We start from the raw sequence: 21,419 nt of genomic DNA, 5'->3' as shown, positions 1-21,419 counted from the left end.
CGTGTCGCGGCTACCCCGGCATCCATGCCGGGGTGCCCACTGCGCAATACCTGCCTGCGGCCATCGTGGTTTAACGGGGCGCCTGAGATCAAGATCAAAAGCCAGATCAAAAGCAGAGCAACAGCAAAGCCGGGGTGCGAAGCTGCATTCCCCTGTGGGAGCTGGCTTGCCTGCGATGGCGGTGTATCAGCCAATACATTTATCGACTGAGACACCGTCATCGCAGGCAAGCCAGCTCCCACAGGAATCCGCGTACGCCTCGAGGATCAGGTCGGCTGTCAGGCCGCCTCGCTTTGCTTTGATTTTGATCTTAGGCGCCCCGTTAAACCACGCTGGCCGTCATCCGATATTGATTTGGGGGGTAACCCGGCAGGACGCCGGGTTAGCCGCGCTGGGCCATGGATGGCCCATCGCGGCGGCCCCCCAAATCAATGTCGGATGACGGGCACACCGAGCCTGGGCGAGGTGCCGAGTGGTGGGGCAAGAGCCCTTTTGGTTACTTTTGGGGCTCTTTTCCAAAAGTGACCCGCTGTAAGAGCGGAACCAATAGCCGCCGTTACCGCAGCAACGGATATGTACCCAACCCCAACCCCACCCAATACCCGACCAAAACCATCAGCATTTCTTGATCGCCATCAAGCAGCTTTTACCCCCTCACTTCCTATCATGGTCCCTGCCAAGCAATGAGGAAGCGACCATGTCAGAGACCTTCACCAAGGGCATGGCCAGGAATATCTACTTCGGAGGAAGCGTGTTCTTCTTCCTGATATTCCTGGCCCTGACCTACCACACCGAACAAACCTTTCCCTCTCGCAGTAATCAGGAGCTACTCACCGAATCCGTGGTCCGCGGCAAGGGCGTCTGGGAGCGCAACAACTGCGTCGGCTGCCACACCTTGCTGGGCGAGGGCGCGTACTTTGCGCCGGAATTGGGCAATGTGTTCAACCGCCGTGGCGGCGATGAAGCGTTCAAGCCATTCCTGCACGCCTGGATGAAGATGCAACCCTTGGGCGTTCCGGGCCGGCGCGCGATGCCGCAATTCAACCTCAGCGACCAGGAGGTGGACGATATGGCCGAGTTCCTCAAATGGAGCTCGAAGATCAACACCAATGGCTGGCCGCCAAACAAGGAGGGCTGAGGGATGCGTACCGTCAATCCATATCTGAAATTCCAATCCCAGGCCGTCGCCAAACCCTACTTTGTATTCGCGCTGATCCTGTTCCTGGGCCAGGTGCTGTTCGGTTTGATCATGGGCCTGCAATACGTGATCGGCGACTTCCTGTTCCCGCTGATCCCGTTCAACGTGGCCCGCATGGTCCACACCAACCTGCTGATTGTCTGGCTGCTGTTCGGGTTTATGGGCGCCGCCTACTACCTGGTGCCGGAAGAGGCCGACCGCGAGTTGCACAGTCCCAAGCTGGCGATCCTGTTGTTCTGGGTGTTTGCCGCCGCCGGTGTGTTGACCATCCTCGGTTACTTGCTGGTGCCCTATGCGGCCCTGGCCAAGTTGACCCATAACGAACTGCTGCCGACCATGGGCCGTGAGTTCCTGGAACAGCCGACCATCACCAAAATGGGCATCGTGGTTGTCTGCCTGGGCTTTCTCTACAACATCGGCATGACCCTGCTCAAGGGCCGCAAGACCACCGTGAGCATGGTGATGATGACCGGGCTGATCGGCCTGGCGGTGTTCTTCCTGTTCTCGTTTTACAACCCGGGCAACCTGGCGCGGGACAAGTTCTACTGGTGGTGGGTGGTGCATCTTTGGGTGGAAGGCGTGTGGGAGCTGATCATGGGCTCGATGCTCGCCTTTGTGCTGATCAAGGTCACCGGCGTCGACCGCGAGGTCGTGGAAAAATGGCTGTACGTGATCATCGCCATGGCCCTGATCACCGGGATCATTGGCACCGGTCACCACTTCTTCTGGATCGGCGCGCCTGAGGTGTGGTTGTGGGTCGGCTCGATCTTCTCGGCCCTGGAGCCCCTGCCTTTCCTGGCGATGGTGATGTTTGCCTTCACCATGGTCAAACAGCGTCGCCGCCAGCACCCGAACCGGGCAGCCACGTTGTGGGCCAAGGGCACCACGGTCACGGCGTTCTTCGGCGCCGGGGTCTGGGGGTTCCTGCACACCCTGGCACCGGTCAACTTCTACACCCACGGCACCCAACTGACCGCCGCCCACGGCCACCTGGCGTTCTTCGGTGCCTACGCGATGATCGTCATGACCCTGATCAGCTACGCCATGCCCCGCCTGCGCGGTATTGGTGAAGCACCGGATGCACGCTCGCAGACCCTGGAGATCTGGGGCTTCTGGATGATGGTCCTGTCGATGGTGATGATCACCCTGTTCCTTACCGCTGCCGGTGCCGTGCAGGTCTGGCTGCAACGCTGGCAAGTGGACGGTGTGGCGCTGCCGTTCATGGCCACCATGGACCACCTGACGGTGCTGTTCTGGGCACGCCTGGCCAGTGGCGTGGTGTTCCTGCTCGGCCTGCTCTGCTACCTGTGGAGCTTCCGGCAGCGGGGCAAGGGCTTGAACTCTGCCGCTCCCGTGACGGCTTAACCGGTAAACGTCAATCCCCAAGAGGGCGGCCCGGCAGGTTCTGCGGGCCGTTTTACGTCTGGAGCACTTCACATGGCCTTTACCCTTGAGTTGGAAGAGTGGGTCGGCAGTGTCTGGCACCGCTTTATCACCCGCCGCGCCAGCGCCGACTTCCCCGAGGCGCGGGTCGATCTGGTCGACCGCCAGCGCAGCCTGGCCCTGTTGTTCCGCGCCCTGGGCGGCGCCCATGGGATAGCCGTGGAAGCCGCCAGCGAGCGCGATCTGCTGCTGCGGCGCAACCTGTTGATGCGCATCGCCGGCACCTGCCGGCAGGCGCCCCTGGCCTCGTGCGATGGTCATCGCCTGCGCCTGCCGGCAAGCCTGGCGGTGTTTCCCTCGGCCGCCCTGAACCTGGAACTGTACCGCTGGCTGGCGCTGCTGGCCGCGCACGCCGGGCCGATGACCCACTGGGCCCGGGACAACCAGCGCTGGACCTGGCTGCTGTTGCAGCGCTACCCGGCCATGCTCCCCAGTTATCAGCGCCTGGTGGACGCCCACCTGCAATTGCGCCCCGATGCCGCCACCCTCAACCCCGCGGAAGCTGCCGTAGAAAAAGCCTTGCGCAAGGCCCTGCGCGAACCCGGCAGCATCCGCCAGTTACCCCGCAGCGAGCGTGCCGCCTGGCCGTTGCCGCTGTGGCTGTATCCACCCTTGCACCTGCACAGCCCGCAGGCCGCAGATCAGGACGAAGAGGGCGACGACCTGGCAACCCGGCCTGGCGAACAGCAGGGCGCGCCTAAACAGGCCAACCGGGTCGACGACAACAGCCGCGACGGCGGCCTGTTGGTGGTGCGCCTGGAAAACCTGTTCAGTTGGACTGAGCATGTCGATCTGGACCGCTGGGCCGACGATTCCGAGGACGAAGATGCCGCACGAGTCGCCGAAGACCTCGACCAGTTGAGCCTGTCGCGCCAGCGCGTGCGCAAGAGCGGCGGGCTCAAGCTGCACCTGGATCTGCCCCCGGCCGACGTCGACGATATCCCCCTGGGCGAAGGCATCAAACTGCCCGAGTGGGACTACCGCCAACAGTGCCTGCAAGCGAATTTCGTCAACCTGCAACTGATGCAACCCCGGGACAGTGCGCCCCAGCCGTTGCCGGCGCGCCTGTTGCCCCAGGCCGCGCGCTTGCGCCGCCAGTTCCAGCTACTGCGCACCGACCGCCAATGGCTGCGCCAACAGCCCCAGGGCGCAGAGCTGGACCTGCAGGCGTGGTTGGACTTCCATGTCGAACGCCAACACGGAGCGTGCGCCGAACGTGGCCTGTTCAAGGAGCAGCGCCGCACCCGGCGGGACCTGGCCTGTTTGCTGCTGGCCGATTTGTCGATGTCCACCGATGCCCATTTGAACGATACGCAAAAGGTCATCGACGTGATCCGCGACAGCCTGTTGCTGTTTGGCGAAAGCCTGGCGGGCCTGGGCGATGCGTTTGCCTTGTATGGCTTCTCGTCTTTGCGTCGCCAGCAGGTGCGCCTGCAGCAGCTCAAGTCATTCCAGCAACCCTACGACGACCATACCCGTGGCTGCATCCAGGGCCTGAAACCGGGTTATTACACGCGCATGGGCGCAGCCATCCGCCACGCCACCCAGACCCTGGGGGCCTGCAAGCAACGGCGCAAACTGCTGTTGATTGTGACCGATGGCAAGCCCAACGACCTGGACTTGTATGAGGGGCGCTATGGCGTGGAGGACACCCGCCAGGCCGTGATGGAAGCGCGGCGCCAGGGCCTGGTGCCGTTCTGCATCACCATCGACAAACAGGCCGGGGATTACCTGCCGTACATGTTCGGTGCCCACGGCTACACCCTGATCCGTCAGCCGGAGCAACTGCCGTTACGTTTGCCGCAGCTCTACCGGCAGTTGACCGAAGATCAGTAGAAGTCCCGGGGCAGCCAGAAAAACATCACGATGCAGAACACGGCCAGCCCCAGGCAGAACCATTGGAAGCGCCTGAGCCGCCGCGCCTCAAGGTGTGCGGTGGAGGCGGGCAGGGGCATGGCGCAGCGTTCGCAGGCCGTCTGCGTCGGCGGGTTGGCATGTTGGCAATACAGGCAGACCCGCACGGCGTTCATTCGAATTGCTCCAGGCGCAGGCGGTCAAGAATGGCGATCTGGCGCCCGTCCTGGGTGATGATTTTTTCGTCGATCAAGCGGCGAATGATCCGCGAAAACGTCTCCGGTTGGATCGACAGGTGCCCGGCGATCAACTGCTTGGCCATGGGCAGTTCGAACGAACTGTCGACGCTGTGCAGGCGCACCAATTGCGTCATCAGGTAGCGCACCACCCGGTGGGTGGCGTTTTTCAGCGACAGGGTCTCGATCTCGTTGACCCGTTGGTGCAGGCGCACACACAACTTGCCCAGCAGGGCGAAGGTCAGGCGGCTGTTGCTGTGGAGCAGGCGCATATAGGTGGCGTTGGACAGGCGATACAACTGCGTGGGGCACACCGCTTCGGCGCAGGCCACGTAGTTGGGGGTGTCCATCAGCATCATCGCCTCGGCGAAGGTCTGTCGCTCGCCGATCACCTCAAAGACTTTTTCCTGGCCGTCCGGGGTCAGGCGGTAGACCTTCACCGCGCCGGCAATCACGAAGTAAAACGCATCGGCCGGTTCGCCCTGGCGGAACAACGGCTCGCCCTTGTCGACACTCAGCAGTTGACTGCTGGCCATCAACTCATCCATCTGCTCTTCGTTGAGCGGCTCGAACAGGTGATGGCTGCGCAGGATCTGATGATGCACGCGGTGCAAAACCCGGGGTGCATCCTTGGAACAGCTCAGGGACGGGATCATACAAGCCACAACGACAGGCCGCTGGCCGCCGCCATCATCGAACCGAGGATCACGAACCAGGCGAGGGGCTGGATGACTTTTTTCATGGTGACTCCGTGGGGGCGGTAATAAGGGATAACCGAGTAGAGCAAGAGCTGGGCCAAGGCACGGGCCGTGTAAAACCTGGGCTGTAGCGCCTTGAGGGTCAAAATGACCTGGCCTATAAGGGTTCTTTTAACCCTCTAATGGTTATTTAAACCCTCATATACAACACCGCCCCCCTGTGGGAGCTGGCTTGCCTGCGATGGCATCGCTACGGTGTAACCGCCAGACCGAGGTGTTTGCATCCCAGGCAAGCCAGCTCCCACAGCGGTGGGGCGGCGCACCGGGGAATTCGGCCCGGCCCTTGCAACACTGATTGCGCGACGGCCCCAAGGATAGTGCGCCGCCTCTGGACCCCGCTTGATCTGCGACAAGGGCCAGGGGCGGGCAATCCCGGATGATCGGGCCGGCAATGACTTGAGGAGTGGTGGTATGCAAGTGCTGGATCGACGCAAGGCTATGTCGATTACCCCGTTGTTTCGCCTGGCTTTCCGGCCATTTTTCCTCGGTGGCTGCCTGTTGGCGCTGCTGGCGATTCCCCTGTGGCTGCTGGCCCTGGCCGGCAATGCGGGCTGGCAGCCGGCGGGCGGTTGGCTGGCGTGGCATCGCCATGAGCTGCTGTTCGGTTTCGCCCTGGCAATCATCGGCGGGTTCCTGCTGACGGCGGTGCAGACCTGGACCGGCCGGCCCGGCATCAGCGGCATGCCCCTGGCGGTGCTGGCCGGGGTATGGCTGGCCGCACGCCTGGCCTGGCTGTTCAACCTGCCGTGGCCGCTGCTGGCGGTGCTGGAGCTGAGCTTTCCCCTGGCGGTCGCCGGGCTGATGGGCTGGACCCTGTGGAAAGTGCGGCAACAACGCAACTACCCGATTGTGCTGGTCCTGCTGTTGTTGGCCCTGGCCGATGGCCTGTCCCTGTATGGCCTGCTGCGCGCTGACGAAGGCTGGCAGCGCCAGGCGGTGTTGACCGGGTTGTGGCTGGTGGCGGCGATGATGGGCTTGATCGGCGGGCGGGTGATTCCGTTCTTCACCCAGCGAGGCCTGGGGCGCACTGAAGCAGTGAAGCCCTGGCCGTGGCTGGATTACCTGCTGTTGGCAGGCTCGGCGCTGGTGGCGCTGCTGTATGCCAGCGGCGTGGCGCTGATACCTAGACTTTGGGTCGGCCTGTTGTTTGCCCTGCTGGGGCTCGGTCATCTGCTGCGCCTGGTGCGCTGGCACGACCCAGGCTTGTGGCGCGTGCCGCTGCTGTGGTCGCTGCACCTGGCCTATGCCTGGCTGGCCGTGGCCTGCCTGGGTATGGCGCTGTGGCACGTGGGCGTGCCACTGAGCCCGAGCCTGGCGGTGCATGCGCTGACGGTCGGGGCAATGGGCGGGTTGATCCTGGCGATGATCGCGCGGGTCAGCCTCGGTCATACCGGCCGGCCACTGACGCCGCCCAAGGGCATGACCCTGGCTTTCGCGCTGTTGAACCTGGCCTGCCTGAGCCGGGTGCTGCTGGTGCTGATCTGGCCGTATGCCGCGCTGTGGCTGGCGGGCCTGTGCTGGACCCTGGGCCTGGGCCTGTATCTATGGCGCTATGCCCCAATGCTGTGGCGTGCGCGGGTTGACGGTCATCCGGGCTAGGAGAACGGCAATGCTCTATTCGTGGTTATTGATTGTGCATCTGTTGGCGGCCATCGCCTTTATCGGCACGCTGTTCTTCGAGGTTTTCATCTGGCACCGGGCCCGCGAAGAGTTGGCCTGGTCGGCGCAGTTCACCAGCGAGCAAGCCATTGCCCGGCGTTCGCGGCAGGTGCTGCATGGGGTGGTGGTGCTGTTGTATGGCGCGGGCATCGGCCTGGCCTGGCATTACCGCGGCGTGCTGGGCGCGCCCTGGGCCAGTCATTTTTCGGCGATGTTGAGCCTGAAGATCGTATTGGCGCTGAGCATCATCGGGCATTACCTGTTGCTCGCGTACTGGCTGACGCAAAAGCGCCTGAGCCCATTGCGGGCGGTATGGATTCGCCGCAGCATCCTTGGGCATATGGTGCTGATCGTGATCCTGGCCAAGCTGATGCTGCGCTGAGTCCTGTAGGCGCGAGCAAGCTCGCTCCTATGGAGAGGGTTCAGGCTGTTAGCGCACGAACAAACAACACGTCATTTTCCAGATGAATATGCTCCAGCAAGTCTGCATGAAACGCTTCCAGCCCTTGATACAGGGTGCGCCAGGTATTGCACGCGTCAGCGGGCGGCTGGATGCGATGGGTCAGCGCCAGCAACTGCTCTAGGGCCTGGCCGTGTTGTTCATGCTCATAGCGCATGACCTGGATCGGCGGCGCGGCCTGGGGGCCCATGCCCATTTGCAGCATCGGGAACAGCACCTGTTCCTCCTTGAGCATATGGCCCTCCAGTTCCTGCTCGATATCCCGCAACAAGTCGGCCAGGCCATTGGGGCAGGCCAGGTGATGGCCGTGGACCTGCTCGACGCGGCTGGCCAGGCGGATCAGTTCCGGCAGTTGTTCGCGGTGGCGGGCGTGGTAACGCTGCAGCAAATGCTCGATCAATTGCGCCTGGGGCAGGCTGTCCGGGGCGATGGCGTTCATCGGGTTTCCTCATCAAGTGAACAGATAAGCCGGTGATTGCATGCCTTGTGCCACCGGCAAGTCATTGAAAAAACGCGATTAATTTTTTGTAGTGGTCAGGAACACCCTGATGCTGCACGGTAGAACCGACCATACAAGGGTAGTAATGACCATGTTGCGTGAAAGTCTGTCGGCCGATCTGATTGTCGAACTGCCCAATGCTGTGCGCCTGCAACGCCTGGTGCAGACCCTGCGTGAATATTTCCATAGCGGCGCCGTGGGCCTGTTGCGCCTGGACGGCGACGACAGCCTGCGCCCGGTGGCCACGGTGGGGCTAGTGCATGAGGCCCTTGGCCGGCGCTTTGTGATTGCCCAGCACCCGCGGCTGGCGGCGATCATGGCGTCCCGCGAGCCGACCTGGTTCGAACCCGACAGCCGCCTGCCGGACCCGTATGACGGGTTACTCGATACCCAGGTCGGCGAACCGCTGCCGGTGCATGACTGCATGGGCGTGAGCCTGTTCGTCGAAGGCCGGCCCTGGGGCGCGATCACCCTGGACGCGCTGCATGCCGGGACCTTCGACGCCAATGCCCGCGAGCAACTCAAGCGCTGCACCTTGCAGATCGAGGCCGCGGTGCGGGTCACACGCCTGGAGCAGGAAAACCGCAGCCTGCGCCTGTCGCGCAATGAGCCGCTGGCGGGTTTGCCCAGCGTCGAAGATGGCGAAATCCTCGGCCAGAGCCCGGTGCTGCATCAACTGCTCAACGAGCTGGATGTGCTCGCCGATTCGGACCTGCCGGTGCTGCTGCTCGGCGAAACCGGGGTGGGCAAGGAGTTGTTTGCGCGCCGCCTGCATCGCCTGTCGCGGCGCAGCAAAAAGCCGCTGATCCAGGTCAACTGCGCGGCGTTGCCGGAGTCGTTGGCCGAGAGCGAGTTGTTCGGGCATGTCAAAGGTGCGTTCTCCGGCGCCACCAGCGACCGCGCCGGGCGTTTTGATGCGGCCAACGGCGGCACGCTGTTCCTCGATGAAGTGGGCGAGTTGCCGTTGAGTGTGCAGGCCAAACTGCTTCGCACCTTGCAGAACGGCGAGATCCAGCGCCTGGGTGCCGACAAGCCGTTGCATGTGGATGTACGGATTATCGCCGCGACCAACCGCCACCTGCCCGAGAGCATTCGCCAAGGCTTGTTTCGCGCCGATCTGTACCACCGACTGTCGGTGTACCCGGTACCGATCCCGGCGCTGCGCGAGCGTGGCCACGATGTGCTGTTGCTGGCCGGGCATTTCCTGGAGCTCAACCGGGCGCGCCTGGGCCTGCGCGGTTTGCGTCTGTCTCCGGCGGCCGAGCAGACCCTGCTCGGTTATGCCTGGCCGGGCAATGTCCGCGAGCTGGAACACGTGATCAGCCGCGCCGCCCTGAAGCAATTGAGCCGGGGCGGCAATCGCAACCAGATCATGACCCTGGAAGCTGAGCTGCTGGATCTCGACAGCGCCACCTTGGCCCAGGCCCCTGTGCCTGAAGTGCCGGCGCCGGCGCCGGCGTTCCAGAGCTTGAGCGATGCGGTGGACGACTGCCAGCGCCAGAAGGTGCGCCAGGCGTTGAGCCTGTCCGGCGATAACTGGGCCAGCGCTGCGCGCATGCTTGGCCTGGACTCCAGCAACCTGCACAAACTGGCGCGGCGCCTGGGGCTCAAGTAACGGCCTGTGACGCCATGCCGCAGCGCGCAGTTGATCGCGATCAAGGTGCGCAGGGCGGCGGCTGATCAGACTGTGGCGAATTGACCGGAGGTTCGCCCCATGCCCCTTTCCCTGGCGCAGATGCGCCGCAACTACACCCTGTACGGTTTGCGGGATGACCTGGTACAGGACGATCCCCTCGTATTGTTCGGCCAGTGGCTGGAGCAGGCGCGCAAGACTGAAGTGGCGCCGGTGGAGGCCAACAGCATGGCCCTGGCCACCGTCGATGCCCAGGGCCGTGCCCATTGCCGGATCCTCTTGCTCAAGGGCTTCAGCGCTGAAGGCTTCACCTTTTTCGGCCACTACCAGAGCGCCAAGGGCCAGGAGCTGGCGAGCAATCCCAGCGCGGCCATGACCTTTTTCTGGCCGGGCCTGGAGCGCCAGGTGCGCATCGAAGGCACAGTCGTGCGTTTGGCGCCGCAGCTGTCCGATGAGTACTTCAACTCACGGCCCCTGGCCAGCCAGGTCGGCGCCTGGGCGTCGCCGCAAAGCCAGCCCCTGGCCCATCGCGCCGAGCTGGAAGGCCGTCTGCGCGATGCCACCCAACGCTTTGCCGGGCAACCACCGCCGCGCCCGGCGGAGTGGGGCGGTTATTGCCTGCAACCCGAGCGTGTGGAGTTCTGGCAGGGCCGCGCCGATCGCCTGCACGACCGCCTCGATTACCGCCTGCACGACGGCACCTGGCAGCGCAGCCGCCTGGCCCCCTGAATTCGCCTAGAGGTACCTCCTCGGAGGAATAGGCCCGCCGGCCTTTGCGGTGCAGGCTGGCGCCATTGCTCATTTATTCCGGGATTTTCACCATGGCACATCTGACTCAACGCAATTTCGTCTCACTGAATATCGCCGTACTGACCATCAGCGATACGCGCAGTTTTGACAGCGACACCTCGGGGCAAACCCTGTGCGACCGTGTGCAAGCCGCCGGTCACGCGCTGATTGACCGGGCCTTGGTGGTGGACGATATCTACCAGATCCGCGCACAGATTTCGCAATGGATCGCCGACCCCCAGGTGCAAGTGATCCTCACCACCGGCGGCACCGGCTTTACCGCGCGGGACAACACCCCGCAAGCGGTATTGCCGCTGCTGGACAAGCATGTCGAAGGCTTTGGCGAACTGTTCCGCCAGGTGTCCCTGCAAGAGATTGGCATGTCGACCCTGCAATCGCGCGCCCTGGCCGGCATGAGCAATGGCGTGCTGGTGTGCTGCATGCCCGGTTCGCCCGGTGCCTGTCGCACCGGCTGGGACAAGATCCTCCTGGGGCAACTGGACAGCCGCACCGGGCCCTGTAACTTCGCCCCGCACCTCAAGCCCCAGGCCGCGCAAGTGCTGGAACCTTGTGAGGCGCGGCCATGACTATATCGGTGTGTGAAAGCGGCGAACTGATTCCGGTGGATGAGGCCATCGAACGCCTGTTGGCCCAGGCACCGCCACCGCCGTCCACGCAGCAGGTGAAAACCGCCCAGGCCCTGGGCCGGGTGTTGGCCGGCGACATCTTTTCCCCGGTAAACCTGCCGGCCTGGGACAACAGCGCCATGGACGGCTACGCCTTGCGCGCCGCCGACCTGCCGGCCGAGGGCGGTTACCTGCGCCTGGCCGGGCGGATTGCCGCTGGCGAGGAGGCCGCGACGGCGTTGGGCAGCGGGCAGACCATGCGCATTTTTACCGGCGCACCCTTGCCGGCCGGGGCCGACACCGTGGTGCCCCAGGAGCGTTGCCGGGTCTATGGCCAACGCATCTGGTGCCCGCCGATGCGCACGGGTGAGCATGTGCGCAAGCAAGGCGAAGAAGTGACCCAGGGCGCCTTGCTGCTGCCGGCCGGCAAGCGCCTGCGCGCCCAGGAACTGGGCCTGCTGGCGGCCGCCGGACTGGCCCAGGTCAAAGTCTATCGACCGTTGCGGGTGTGCCTGTTGAGCAGTGGTGATGAACTGCGCGAGCCGGGCGATCACCTGGCTCCAGGGCAGATCTACAACAGCAATCGCCACTGCCTGGCGGCGTTGCTGCAAGGCTGGGGCGTGGAGGTGCATGACTATGGGGTGATGGCCGACGAATTGGCCGTCAGCCGCGATGCATTGAGCCTGGCGTCCTCGGAATGCGACCTGCTGCTGACCTCCGGCGGAGTGTCGGTGGGCGAGGAAGATCACCTCAAGCAAGCCATCAAGGAACTGGGCCACGTTGATTTCTGGCGCCTGGCGATTCAGCCGGGCAAGCCCCTGGCGTTTGGCGATGTAGCCGGCAAACCGTGGATCGGTTTGCCCGGCAACCCTTCGGCCGCACTGATTACCGCGTTGGTGGTGGTGCGTCCGTTTCTGTTGCGCGCCCAGGGTGTGACCGAGGTCACGTCGGTGCCGCTGCTGGTGCCGGCCGATTTTATCTGGGCCCAGCGCAACCGCCGTCGCCAATACCTGCGCGCACGCCTGACCCCGGGTCTCGACGGCCAGGCGCGGGTCACGCTGCACCCCCGGCAAAGCTCGGCGATGCTCAGCGCCGCATGCTGGGCCGATGGCCTGGCGATTGTGGAGCGTGATCAGCTAGTGGAGAAGGGCGGGCTGGTGCGGTTCGTGTCTTTTGCCGAACTGATGCAGTAACCCCCTTTGATGGAAATCACTGTGGGGGGCGGTGTTGGTGATGAATTTTCTGATGAGGATCAACCATGCAACTGGTCTGCCCGGCAGGCAATCTGCCTGCGCTTAAAGCCGCCGTGCGCCAAGGTGCCGATGCGGTGTACGTGGGGTTTCGCGATGACACCAACGCCCGGCATTTTGCCGGGCTGAATATGGACGACAAGCAGTTCGACGGTGCCGTCGCCCATATCCGCCAGCACCAGCGCAAGCTGTATGTGGCCGTCAATACCTACCCGCAGCCCAAGGGCTGGGAGCGCTGGCAACGGGCGGTGGACCGCGCTGCCGACCATGGCGTGGATGCCCTGATCGCAGGTGATCCGGGGGTGCTGCAGTACGCCAGCAGCCGCCATCCGCAAATGGCCTTGCACCTTTCCGTACAGGGCTCGGCTACCCATGCGGCGGCGTTGCAGTTCTACGCCGAGCGCTACGGTATCCGTCGTGCGGTATTGCCCCGGGTGTTGTCCCTGGCCCAGGTCAAGCATGTGGCCGCCAGCAGCTCGGTGCCGATTGAGGTGTTTGGCTTTGGCAGCCTGTGCATCATGGCCGAGGGCCGTTGCCACCTGTCTTCGTACATCACTGGCGAATCGCCGAACCTGTGTGGCGTGTGCTCACCGGCCAAGGCGGTGCGCTGGAGTGAAGACGCCGACGGCCTGAGTGCGCGCCTGAGCGAAGTGCTGATCGACCGCTACACCCCGGACGAGCCGGCAGGCTACCCGACCCTGTGCAAGGGCCGCTTCATGGTCGATGGCAAGCGCTTCCATGCCCTCGAAGAACCCACCAGCCTCGACACCCTGGACCTGATCCCCGAGTTGATCGCCATGGGCGTCGCAGCGGTAAAAATCGAAGGCCGCCAGCGCAGCCCGGCGTATGTCGAGCAAGTCACCGGGGTCTGGCGCGCCGCGCTGGACGCCCACCGCAGCGCGCCGGAACGCTTTGTGGTCAAGGACCAGTGGCGCAGTGTGCTGGCCGGTCTATCCGAAGGCAGCCAGACCACCCTGGGCGCCTACCATCGTTCGTGGCAATGAGGAGCCGTACATGAAACTCAGCCTGGGACCGGTGCTGTTTTACTGGGATAAGCAACAACTGGGGCAGTTCTACTCCGAGATGGCCAGCCTGGCGCTGGATGTGATCTACCTGGGGGAAACCGTGTGCTCCAAACGCCGCGCGTTCAACCTCGATCAATGGTTGGGCCTGGGCCGCGAATTGCGCTCGGCGGGCAACGCGCAAATCGTGCTGTCGAGCCTGACCCTGATCGAGGCCGCGTCGGAGCTGTCGAGCCTGCGTCGCCTGTGTGACAACGGCGAGGTGTTGGTGGAGGCCAATGACATGGGCGCCGTGCAGCTGCTCGCCGAACGTAAACTGCCCTTTGTCGGCGGCCCGGCGCTGAATCTGTATAACGGCCACGCTCTCGTGCAATTGCTGGATGCGGGGATGATGCGCTGGGTGCCGCCGGTAGAATGTTCGGCCGCACTGATTGGCGATGTGCTGGAGCAGGTGCGTGAACTGGGCCGGCCGTTGCCTGAAGTCGAAGTGTTCGCCTATGGGCATCTGCCCCTGGCCTATTCGGCGCGCTGCTTTACGGCGCGGGCGGAAAACCGGCCCAAGGATGACTGCCAGTTCTGCTGCCTCAACTACCCGGATGGCATGGCCTTGACCAGCCAGGAAGGGCAGGCGCTGTTTACGTTAAATGGCATCCAGACCATGTCGGCGGATGTCACCAACCTGTTGGCCGACTATCCCGGGCTGGTCAGTTGCGGCGCCGACCTGCTGCGCCTGAGCCCACGGGCCCTGGGCATGGTGGGCATCGTCGAAGCCTTTGACCGGGTCCGCCAGGGGGCCACGCCGCCGTTGTTTGTCGAAGGTTGCAATGGCTACTGGCACGGCCAGGCCGGGATGTTGCGGGTCGAGGAGGTGGGGCTGTGCTGAATCGCAAACAATGGCTGCTCAAGGGCGCCGACCGCTTACTGCCGCTGATGCGCAAGGTGCCCTTTGTGGTGCAGCGCCTGGCGTTGCAACAGGCGCTGAATCGCTGCCTGGCCGAACCTTTGCGCGATGGCGGTTTTGAACTGCTGCGTGGGCGCTGGATGTGCCTGCGCATTCCCGACCTGGGCTTGCGCTGGTATCTGACCCTGGGCCGGGACGGACTGCGCATTGCCGAAAAGGCCGAGGCGCAGGTGACCATCAGCGGCAACTGGCGCGAGTTCCTGTTATTGGCCAGCCGTCAGGAAGATCCGGACACCTTGTTCTTTCGTCGGCGGTTGGTGATCGAAGGGGATACGGAGTTGGGGCTGGGCCTGAAGAACCTGATCGACAGCCTCGACCCGGATGTGCTGCCGCCCTGGTTGTGGCGCAATCTGGAGCGGGCCGGTAAAGGCCTGGCGGCGTGAGATAGCGCTGGCGCAGAGGCTGCCCTGTGGGAGTGGGCAAATCCTAATGCCGTTCAGTTAAGCGCAGACCCCCTGTGGGAGCGGGCTTGCTCGCGAAGACGTCGGCCCAGCAAACATTGATGTTGACTGACCCACTGCTTTCGCGAGCAAGCCCGCTCCCACATTTGATTTTCACTGCTTTGAGCATTGCGTTCGCTTAACTGACCGGCTTTAGGGCAAGCCCACTCCCACATTGGGAACATGCCGGGTTCAAAAAAGCTGGGCTATTGCTCCATGGCCTGCAGGATCGCATGGGCCGCTTTCACCCGTTCGGCATTGGGGTAGTTCTTGTTCGCCAGGATCACTACGCCGATGCCTCTGCTCGGCACATAAGCGATATAGGCGCCAAAGCCGCCGGTCGAGCCGGTTTTATTTACCAGGGTGTTGGCGCGCAGCTGCTGGGCGGGTTTCAGCCAGGTGACCGGGTGCGGCTCCATGGCCATGGGCGTCGAATTACCGGCGAGCAGTTCGTCAACACTCAGCGGGTAAGGGTACATCTCCCATCCCAGGCCCTGGGTGGTGTTGCCCACGGTGTAATAGCCGGTATGGGTGGCGGCGATGGCCTGTTGCAGCGGTTGTTCCAACGGCGTCGGGTCCATGTTCAGCGCCATGTAGCGGGCCAGGTCCGCCGGGCTGGTCTTCACCCCGTAGGCTTCGCTGTCCAGCGCCCCCGGGCTGACACGCAACGGCTTGCCGGCCTTGTCGTAGCCCTGGGCATACAGACCCATTTGCGCCTTGGGCACTGTGAGATAGGTGTGCTGGAGGCCGAGCTTGGGCAACAGGGTCTTTTCCATGGCCACATCGAACGGTTGCTGAAGGCTCTGCGCCGCCAGGTAGCCGAACAGGCCCAGGCTGGGGTTGGAGTACTGGCGGTGGGTGCCAGGGGGAAAAGTGGCTTTCCAGTGCTGGAAGTAGCCGATCATTTGCTGTGCATTGTCCGCCCCGCTGGGGAACTGCAACGGCAGCCCGCCAGCGGTGTAGGTGCCCAGGTTGAGCACGCTGATGTGATCGAACAGGCTGCCGCGCAAGGCTGGCAGGTAGTGGCTGGCCGGCTCCGCGAGCTGCAGCTTGCCAGTGGCCTGGGCATAGCCGGCCAGGGTGGCGGTGAAGGTCTTGCTCACCGAGCCGATCTCGAACAGGGTGTTCTCGCTGACGGGTTGCTGGTTGTCTTTGGTGGCAATACCGTAGTTAAAGTATCGGGCCTTGCCATCTTGCACGATGGCGACCGCCAGGCCGGGAATTGCCTGCTGCTGCATCAGCGGCTTGACGGTGGCGTCTACCACCTGACGCAGGTCGGCAGCGGCCATGCAGTTGCCGGCACCGAGCAATAGGCTGAGAATCGTGACGTTGCGCACATGTTGGTACATGATGTGGTCGCTTCCTTGAGGAGGGTCGGGTTAATCACTGCCTGCGCAGGCGCCGCCAAGATAGGCAGTTTGCCGGCCCCGGACAACCGATGATATCTCGCCCCAGTCATTAGAAAAATTTGGCCTTAGACCATGCTGCGTTCCCATTTACCCCTTAATGCATTGCGTGCTTTCGAAGCCTCCGCCCGGCATTTGAGCTTTACCCGGGCGGCCATCGAGCTGTGCGTGACCCAGGCGGCGGTCAGCCATCAGGTCAAGAGCCTGGAGGTACAACTCAACGTCATCCTGTTCAAGCGCCTGCCCCGTGGCCTGATGCTCACCCGCGAGGGCGAGACGCTGCTGCCGGTGCTGCGCGAGTCCTTTGACCGTATCGCCCAGACCCTCGGCCAGTTCCAGGCCGGGCATTACCGTGAGGTGCTCACGGTGGGGGCGGTGGGCACGTTTGCGGTGGGCTGGCTGCTACCGCGCCTGGCGGATTTCCAGGCGCGCTGCCCGTTTATCGATCTGCGGTTGTCGACCCATAACAACCGCGTGGACGTGGCGGCCGAGGGCCTGGATTACGCGATCCGCTTCGGCGCTGGCGCCTGGCATGGCACCCATGCCTGTGAGTTGCTGGAGGCGCCGCTGACGGTGTTGTGCGTGCCGGCGATTGCCCGCCAGTTGCAAGGCCCGGACGATGTGTTGAAGCACACATTGCTGCGCTCTTACCGGGCGGATGAATGGAACCTCTGGTTCCAGGCCGCAGGCTTGCCCGCCGACACCCTGGTGCCGCGCAGTATCGTGTTCGATTCGTCCCTGGCGATGATGGAAGCGGCGTTGCAGGGCAGTGGCGTGGCGCTGGCGCCGGCGATGATGTTCTCGCGGCAATTGGCCCAGGACGTGATCCGCCAGCCCTTCGATGTAGGCATCAGCACCGGCAGCTACTGGCTGACGCGCCTGCAGTCACGCGCCGAAACCCCGGCGATGCTGGCATTCAAGCAATGGCTGTTGGAGCAGGTGAAGGGCCTGTAGGCGCCTGGCTTGCTGGTGTCGGTGGCTTCTCGGACGCCATCGCAGGCAAGCCAGCTCCCACATTTGAATTGCGATGCGACGCAAATGTGTGTCCGGCAAAAGTCCCCTATGGGAGCGGGCTTGCCCGCGATGGCGGTGGTTCAGGCGCTATTTTTGGTGGCTGGTATACCGCCATCGCAGGCAAGCCAGCTCCCACATTTGAATTGTGATGCGACGCAAATGTGTGTCCGGCAAAAGTCCCCTGTGGGAGCGGGCTTGCCCGCGATGGCGGTGGTTCAGGCGCTATTTTTGGTGGCTGGTATACCGCCATCGCAGGCAAGCCAGCTCCCACATTTGATTTGCGATGCGGCGCAAATGTGTGTCCGGCAAAAGTCCCCTGTGGGAGCGGGCTTGCCCGCGATGGCGTCCGAGAAACCACCGCCGCAATTACACGAGGTATTTACGGAACCAGCCCAAGGTACGCTCCCAGGCCAGGTTCGCCGCAGCATCGTCGTAGCGCGGGGTCGAGTCGTTGTGGAAGCCGTGGTTGGCACCTTTGTAGATATACGCTTCATAGGTCGTGCCAGCGGCCTTCAACGCCGCCTCATAGGCCGGCCAGCCTTCGTTGATCCGCGTGTCCAACTCGCCGAAATGCAACATGATCGGTGCCTTGATCTTCGGTACATCCTTGGCCTCGGGTTGGCGTCCATAGAACGACACCGCCGCGCCCAGTTCCGGGTAGGCCACGGCCGCCGCATTGGTCACGCCTCCGCCATAGCAGAAGCCGGTGATGCCCACCTTGCCGGTGCTGGCGTCATGGTTCATCAGCCACTCAATGGCGGCAAAGAAGTCATTCATCAGCTTGGTCGGATCGACGGTCTGTTGCAGTGCCACGCCTTTTTCATCATTGCCGGGATAGCCGCCCACCGAGGTCAGGCCATCGGGTGCCAGGGCGATAAACCCGGCCTTGCCCAGGCGCCGCGCGACATCTTCGATATAGGGGTTGAGCCCACGGTTTTCGTGGACCACCACCACCGCCGGGAGTTTGCCGCTGGCCTTTGCCGGACGCACCAGGTAACCACGCACCTGGCCGTTGCCCTTGGGCGAAGGGTAGGTGACGTAGTCGGCAACGATGTCCGGGTCGGTGAACTTCACCTGTTCGGCCAGGGCGTAGTTGGGGCTCAGGGAGGCCAGCAGCGCCGAGGCGGTCAGGCCGCCAAAGGTGAACAGGGCCGCGCGGTCGAGAAACTCGCGACGGTTGATCTTGCCGTGGGCATAGCCGTCGTAGAGTTCCAGCAGTTCGGGGGCAAAGTCTTTGGCGGTCAGGCGCGTCATCGTCAGGTTCCTTTTTTCGGCACGTGGCGTTGAATGTAGACCATTCTCAGGCGGGCCGGCCATGGGCCGACGCCGCCAGCTGCCCGGTATCGACGCGTACGAAGATCGAGTCGCCAATCGCCGTCAGCACATCGCCTGCGTACACCTCACAGATCACGCGGCTTTTGCGCCCGACCTCGCCCTCGACCCTGGCGCGCAGGGTCAGTGGCACGCCCATGGGGGTGGGCTTGATAAATTTGATGCCCAGGTTGCCGGTCACGCAGTCGATACGCGGCGCCTCCCCAGGTTCGCGCTGCTCGGCACGGTAGTGATAGGCCATGGCGGTCCAGTTGGAGTGGCAATCCACCAGCATCGCGATCAGGCCACCGTAGACCAGGTCGGGCCAGCCGCAATACTGGGCGGCGGGCAGGTGCTCGGCGACGATATGCACGCCGTCTTCATCCCAGCGGCTTTTGATCTGCAGCCCGTGGGCATTGCGTGGGCCGCAGCCGTAACAGACGCCGTCCGGCGCGGTGGTGTCTTGCAGGGAAGGGCTGTGCATCGTGGATCCTTATTGTTTTTGGCCAATCCATGAGCCTAATGGCGCAGCCCCCTACCGCGCAAACTTCTTCGCCCCGGCCACACAGGCAATCACCGCGCCAGTCACCGCCAGCATGCCCAGGCTCACCTGTTCATGCAGCAGGCCGGCCGCCAGCGCCAGGCCGAAAAAAGGTTGCAGCAACTGCAACTGACCGACCGCCGCGATACCGCCCTGGGCCAAGCCGCGATACCAGAACACAAAGCCGATCAACATGCTGAACAGCGCCACATAACCCAGGCTCAGCCACGCCGGCAGGCTGATCCCGCTGAAGGTGGGGGGGGCCAGGAGCAAGGTCAGGGGCGCCACCACCGGCAGCGACACCACCAGCGCCCAGCAGATCACCTGCCAGCCGCCGAGGGTGCGTGACAGCGTGGCCCCTTCGGCATAACCCAGCCCGCACACCAGCACCGCCAACAGCATCAGCAGGTCGCCGGCGGGGGCGGCGCTCAGGCCCTGGGTCAGGGCATAGCCCATCACCAGCAGGCTGCCGAGGATCGAAAACAGCCAGAACACCGGGCGCGGTCGCTCGCCGCCGCGCAGTACGCCAAACACTGCGGTGGCCAGGGGTAGCAGGCCGATGAATACGATGGAATGGGCCGACGTCACGTACTGCAAGGCCAGTGCGGTCAGCAGCGGAAAACCGATCACCACACCGAGGGCAACAATCAGCAACGGCCGCCACTGGTGGCGTGCGGGGCGTTGTTCCCGGAACAGCCACAACAGGCACAGGCCCAGCACGGCGGCGATGCTCGCCCGGGCCACGGTGAGAAATACCGGCTCGAACTCCAGCACCGCCACGCGGGTGGCGGGCAGCGAACCGCTGAAAATCAGCACGCCAATCAAGCCATTGATCCAACCGCTGCGACTGTGCGCGGGGGTGATAATCCGAGAGGTCTGTTCCATGCAGGGTGTGCTCGTAGGGGGCGGGGTTGCGTTTGGCGCATCCTAGGGCTGAAGATTGTGACAATCAAAAAATTGTCATGGATACATCACCTATGCCCCGTGCCCGTTACAAGTCGTTGGTGGATGCCTTTGCCCGGGATATTCGCGCTGGAACCCTGGTGCCCGGCACCCGCCTGCCCACCCACCGCCAACTGGCGGCCAGCCATGGCCTGGCCCTGGTCACGGCCAGCCGGGTGTATAGCGAGCTGGAGGCCATGGGCCTGGTCAGCGGCGAGACCGGGCGCGGCACCTTTGTGCGGGAAATTGCCCTGGCGCCCGGGCAGGGCATTGGTCAGATGGCGGTGGCGGCGGGCATGCTCGATTTGAACTTCAACTACCCGTCCTTGCCGGGCCAGGCCGAACTGCTGCGCACCGCCTTGCGCCAGTTGGCGTTGTCCGGCGACCTCGAAGCACTGCTGCGTTACCAGCCCCATGCCGGGCGCCCCCATGAGCGGGCGGCCATGGCGCGGCATCTGCTGCACCGTGGTCTGAGCGTGGCGGCCGAGCAGGTGCTGGTGGTCGGCGGGGCCCAGCATGGCTTGGCGGTGAGCATGATGGCATTGCTCAAGCCGGGCGATGTGGTGGCGGTGGATGCGTTGACCTATTCCGGTTTCAAGGTGCTGGCCGAGGCCCTGCACCTGGAGATCGTCGCCATCGCGGTTACGCCGCACGGGCCGGATCTGGCCGCGCTGCGCCAGGTCTGTCGCCGGCGCCCGGTGCGCGCGGTGTACTGCATGCCGACCCTGCACAACCCCCTGGGCTGGGTACTGGGGCTCGAGCAGCGTGAGGAACTGGTACGCATCGCCCGCGAACATGGGCTGATCCTCATCGAAGACGCCGCCTATGCCTTCCTCGCCGAACACGCGCCGCCACCGCTGGCGCAGCTGGCGCCGGAACGCACCGTGTATGTGGGCGGGCTGTCGAAGAGCGTCGCCACCGGCCTGCGTGTGGGCTTCGTCGCAGCGCCCCTGGAATGGGTGCCGGCGTTGGAGCGCACGCTCATGGCCACGGTGTGGAATGCCCCCGGGGTGATGACGGCCATCGCGGTAGGCTGGATCGAGGACGGCACGGTCGTACAGCTGGAGGCGCAAAAACGCCAGGACGCCCGGGCCCGCCAGGCGCTGGCGACCGAGGTGCTGGCCGGGCTGGCGTACATCAGCCATCCCGCCTCGTACTTTCTCTGGTTGCCTCTGGGGGAGGAGGTGCGCGCGGACCAGGTCACCATGGCCCTGGCGCGGGAGGGGATTTCAGTGTCCACCGCCGAGCCGTTTTCGGTGTCGGGGCAGGTGCCCCATGCGATCCGGCTGGCGCTGGGCTCGGTGGATAAGGGGGCGTTGCGCGCGGCATTGCTCAAGGTGCGGCGGGTGGTCGAATGACCATCCGCCGAGTGAGGGC

The 21,419-nt window shown here is 64.0% G+C and carries 20 protein-coding genes and 2 pseudogenes; 15 read left to right on the top strand and 7 right to left on the bottom strand.

Annotated elements, in window-relative coordinates; translation table 11 throughout:
• The 4 genes and pseudogenes from HBR94_RS28480 to HBR94_RS23885 form a co-directional block, all read left to right on the top strand.
• Nucleotides 1–210: pseudogene (locus HBR94_RS28480) on the top strand (hypothetical protein); the annotation flags it as partial.
• A 487-nt stretch (nt 211–697) separates the two neighbouring features.
• Nucleotides 698–1,138, top strand: coding sequence for a cytochrome c (locus tag HBR94_RS23895; RefSeq protein ID WP_057439734.1), 441 nt, complete (start codon nt 698–700; stop codon nt 1,136–1,138).
• A gap of 3 nt (nt 1,139–1,141) precedes the next feature.
• Nucleotides 1,142–2,563, top strand: coding sequence for a cbb3-type cytochrome c oxidase subunit I (locus tag HBR94_RS23890; protein ID WP_057959561.1), 1,422 nt, complete (start codon nt 1,142–1,144; stop codon nt 2,561–2,563).
• A 72-nt stretch (nt 2,564–2,635) separates the two neighbouring features.
• Complete coding sequence (locus HBR94_RS23885; RefSeq protein WP_115128082.1) at nt 2,636–4,477, top strand: VWA domain-containing protein; 1,842 nt, start codon at nt 2,636–2,638, stop codon at nt 4,475–4,477.
• Here the strand turns inward: HBR94_RS23885 and HBR94_RS23880 are convergent.
• Both HBR94_RS23880 and HBR94_RS23875 read right to left on the bottom strand, forming a co-directional pair.
• Nucleotides 4,471–4,671, bottom strand: coding sequence for a hypothetical protein (locus HBR94_RS23880; RefSeq protein WP_057439731.1), 201 nt, complete (start codon nt 4,669–4,671; stop codon nt 4,471–4,473). The two genes, HBR94_RS23885 and HBR94_RS23880, sit on opposite strands and share 7 nt — an antisense overlap.
• Nucleotides 4,668–5,387: a Crp/Fnr family transcriptional regulator gene (locus HBR94_RS23875; RefSeq protein ID WP_057444811.1), complete on the bottom strand. Its 720-nt coding sequence runs from the start codon at nt 5,385–5,387 to the stop codon at nt 4,668–4,670. Before HBR94_RS23875 ends, HBR94_RS23880 begins: the two co-directional genes overlap by 4 nt.
• Nucleotides 5,388–5,900: 513 nt before the next feature.
• On the opposite strand from HBR94_RS23875, the gene HBR94_RS23870 reads away from it, so the two are divergent.
• Both HBR94_RS23870 and HBR94_RS23865 read left to right on the top strand, forming a co-directional pair.
• Entirely contained in the window at nt 5,901–7,088 is a 1,188-nt protein-coding gene (locus HBR94_RS23870) for an NnrS family protein (protein ID WP_170045658.1), read from the top strand.
• 10 nt (nt 7,089–7,098) lie between these two features.
• The gene (locus HBR94_RS23865) at nt 7,099–7,530 is read left to right on the top strand and encodes a hypothetical protein (RefSeq protein WP_057439729.1); all 432 of its coding nucleotides are present in this window, start codon (nt 7,099–7,101) and stop codon (nt 7,528–7,530) included.
• A gap of 40 nt (nt 7,531–7,570) precedes the next feature.
• Here HBR94_RS23865 and HBR94_RS23860 read toward each other — a convergent pair.
• A pseudogene (locus HBR94_RS23860) lies at nt 7,571–8,008 on the bottom strand (hemerythrin domain-containing protein); the annotation flags it as partial.
• Nucleotides 8,009–8,198: 190 nt separating this feature from the next.
• On the opposite strand from HBR94_RS23860, the gene norR reads away from it, so the two are divergent.
• The 7 genes from norR (at nt 8,199) to HBR94_RS23825 (ending at nt 14,771) form a co-directional block, all read left to right on the top strand.
• Nucleotides 8,199–9,722, top strand: a complete 1,524-nt coding sequence (gene norR / locus HBR94_RS23855; protein ID WP_170045657.1) for a nitric oxide reductase transcriptional regulator NorR — start codon at nt 8,199–8,201, stop codon at nt 9,720–9,722.
• Between the two features lie 99 nt (nt 9,723–9,821).
• Nucleotides 9,822–10,469, top strand: a complete 648-nt coding sequence (gene pdxH, locus HBR94_RS23850; RefSeq protein WP_057439727.1) for a pyridoxamine 5'-phosphate oxidase — start codon at nt 9,822–9,824, stop codon at nt 10,467–10,469.
• 92 nt (nt 10,470–10,561) lie between these two features.
• The gene (moaB, locus tag HBR94_RS23845; protein ID WP_170045656.1) at nt 10,562–11,116 is read left to right on the top strand and encodes a molybdenum cofactor biosynthesis protein B; all 555 of its coding nucleotides are present in this window, start codon (nt 10,562–10,564) and stop codon (nt 11,114–11,116) included.
• Nucleotides 11,113–12,348, top strand: coding sequence for a gephyrin-like molybdotransferase Glp (glp, locus tag HBR94_RS23840; protein ID WP_057439726.1), 1,236 nt, complete (start codon nt 11,113–11,115; stop codon nt 12,346–12,348). The genes moaB and glp overlap by 4 nt, the downstream gene beginning before the upstream one ends.
• A 65-nt stretch (nt 12,349–12,413) precedes the next feature.
• The gene (locus HBR94_RS23835; RefSeq protein WP_057959567.1) at nt 12,414–13,409 is read left to right on the top strand and encodes a peptidase U32 family protein; all 996 of its coding nucleotides are present in this window, start codon (nt 12,414–12,416) and stop codon (nt 13,407–13,409) included.
• Between the two features lie 10 nt (nt 13,410–13,419).
• Nucleotides 13,420–14,310, top strand: coding sequence for a U32 family peptidase (locus HBR94_RS23830; protein WP_170045655.1), 891 nt, complete (start codon nt 13,420–13,422; stop codon nt 14,308–14,310).
• Nucleotides 14,304–14,771: an SCP2 sterol-binding domain-containing protein gene (locus tag HBR94_RS23825; RefSeq protein WP_057439724.1), complete on the top strand. Its 468-nt coding sequence runs from the start codon at nt 14,304–14,306 to the stop codon at nt 14,769–14,771. Before HBR94_RS23830 ends, HBR94_RS23825 begins: the two co-directional genes overlap by 7 nt.
• 263 nt (nt 14,772–15,034) lie before the next feature.
• On the opposite strand, the gene ampC is transcribed toward HBR94_RS23825, so the two are convergent.
• Nucleotides 15,035–16,177, bottom strand: coding sequence for a class C beta-lactamase (ampC, locus tag HBR94_RS23820; protein WP_170045654.1), 1,143 nt, complete (start codon nt 16,175–16,177; stop codon nt 15,035–15,037).
• A gap of 132 nt (nt 16,178–16,309) precedes the next feature.
• On the opposite strand from ampC, the gene HBR94_RS23815 reads away from it, so the two are divergent.
• On the top strand, nt 16,310–17,188 hold the full coding sequence (locus HBR94_RS23815; protein WP_057439722.1) for a LysR family transcriptional regulator: 879 nt from the start codon (nt 16,310–16,312) through the stop codon (nt 17,186–17,188).
• A gap of 426 nt (nt 17,189–17,614) precedes the next feature.
• Here HBR94_RS23815 and yghX read toward each other — a convergent pair whose 3' ends face one another.
• Genes yghX through HBR94_RS23800 form a run of 3 tightly spaced genes read right to left on the bottom strand, consistent with a single transcriptional unit; the run spans nt 17,615 to nt 19,985 of the window.
• Complete coding sequence (yghX, locus tag HBR94_RS23810) at nt 17,615–18,502, bottom strand: YghX family hydrolase (protein WP_057959570.1); 888 nt, start codon at nt 18,500–18,502, stop codon at nt 17,615–17,617.
• Between the two features lie 46 nt (nt 18,503–18,548).
• Nucleotides 18,549–19,043: a PaaI family thioesterase gene (locus HBR94_RS23805; RefSeq protein ID WP_170045653.1), complete on the bottom strand. Its 495-nt coding sequence runs from the start codon at nt 19,041–19,043 to the stop codon at nt 18,549–18,551.
• A gap of 51 nt (nt 19,044–19,094) precedes the next feature.
• Entirely contained in the window at nt 19,095–19,985 is an 891-nt protein-coding gene (locus HBR94_RS23800) for a DMT family transporter (protein ID WP_170045652.1), read from the bottom strand.
• Nucleotides 19,986–20,077: 92 nt separating this feature from the next.
• On the opposite strand from HBR94_RS23800, the gene HBR94_RS23795 reads away from it, so the two are divergent.
• Nucleotides 20,078–21,400, top strand: a complete 1,323-nt coding sequence (locus HBR94_RS23795) for a PLP-dependent aminotransferase family protein (RefSeq protein WP_170045651.1) — start codon at nt 20,078–20,080, stop codon at nt 21,398–21,400.
• The last annotated feature ends 19 nt before the right edge of the window (nt 21,401–21,419 follow it).

The organism is Pseudomonas sp. WS 5412 (genome assembly GCF_012985615.1).
Classification (GTDB): domain Bacteria; phylum Pseudomonadota; class Gammaproteobacteria; order Pseudomonadales; family Pseudomonadaceae; genus Aquipseudomonas; species Aquipseudomonas shahriarae.
The sequence above is the reverse complement of the archived record's forward strand: the minus strand, read 5'-3'. Positions and strand labels throughout refer to the sequence as shown.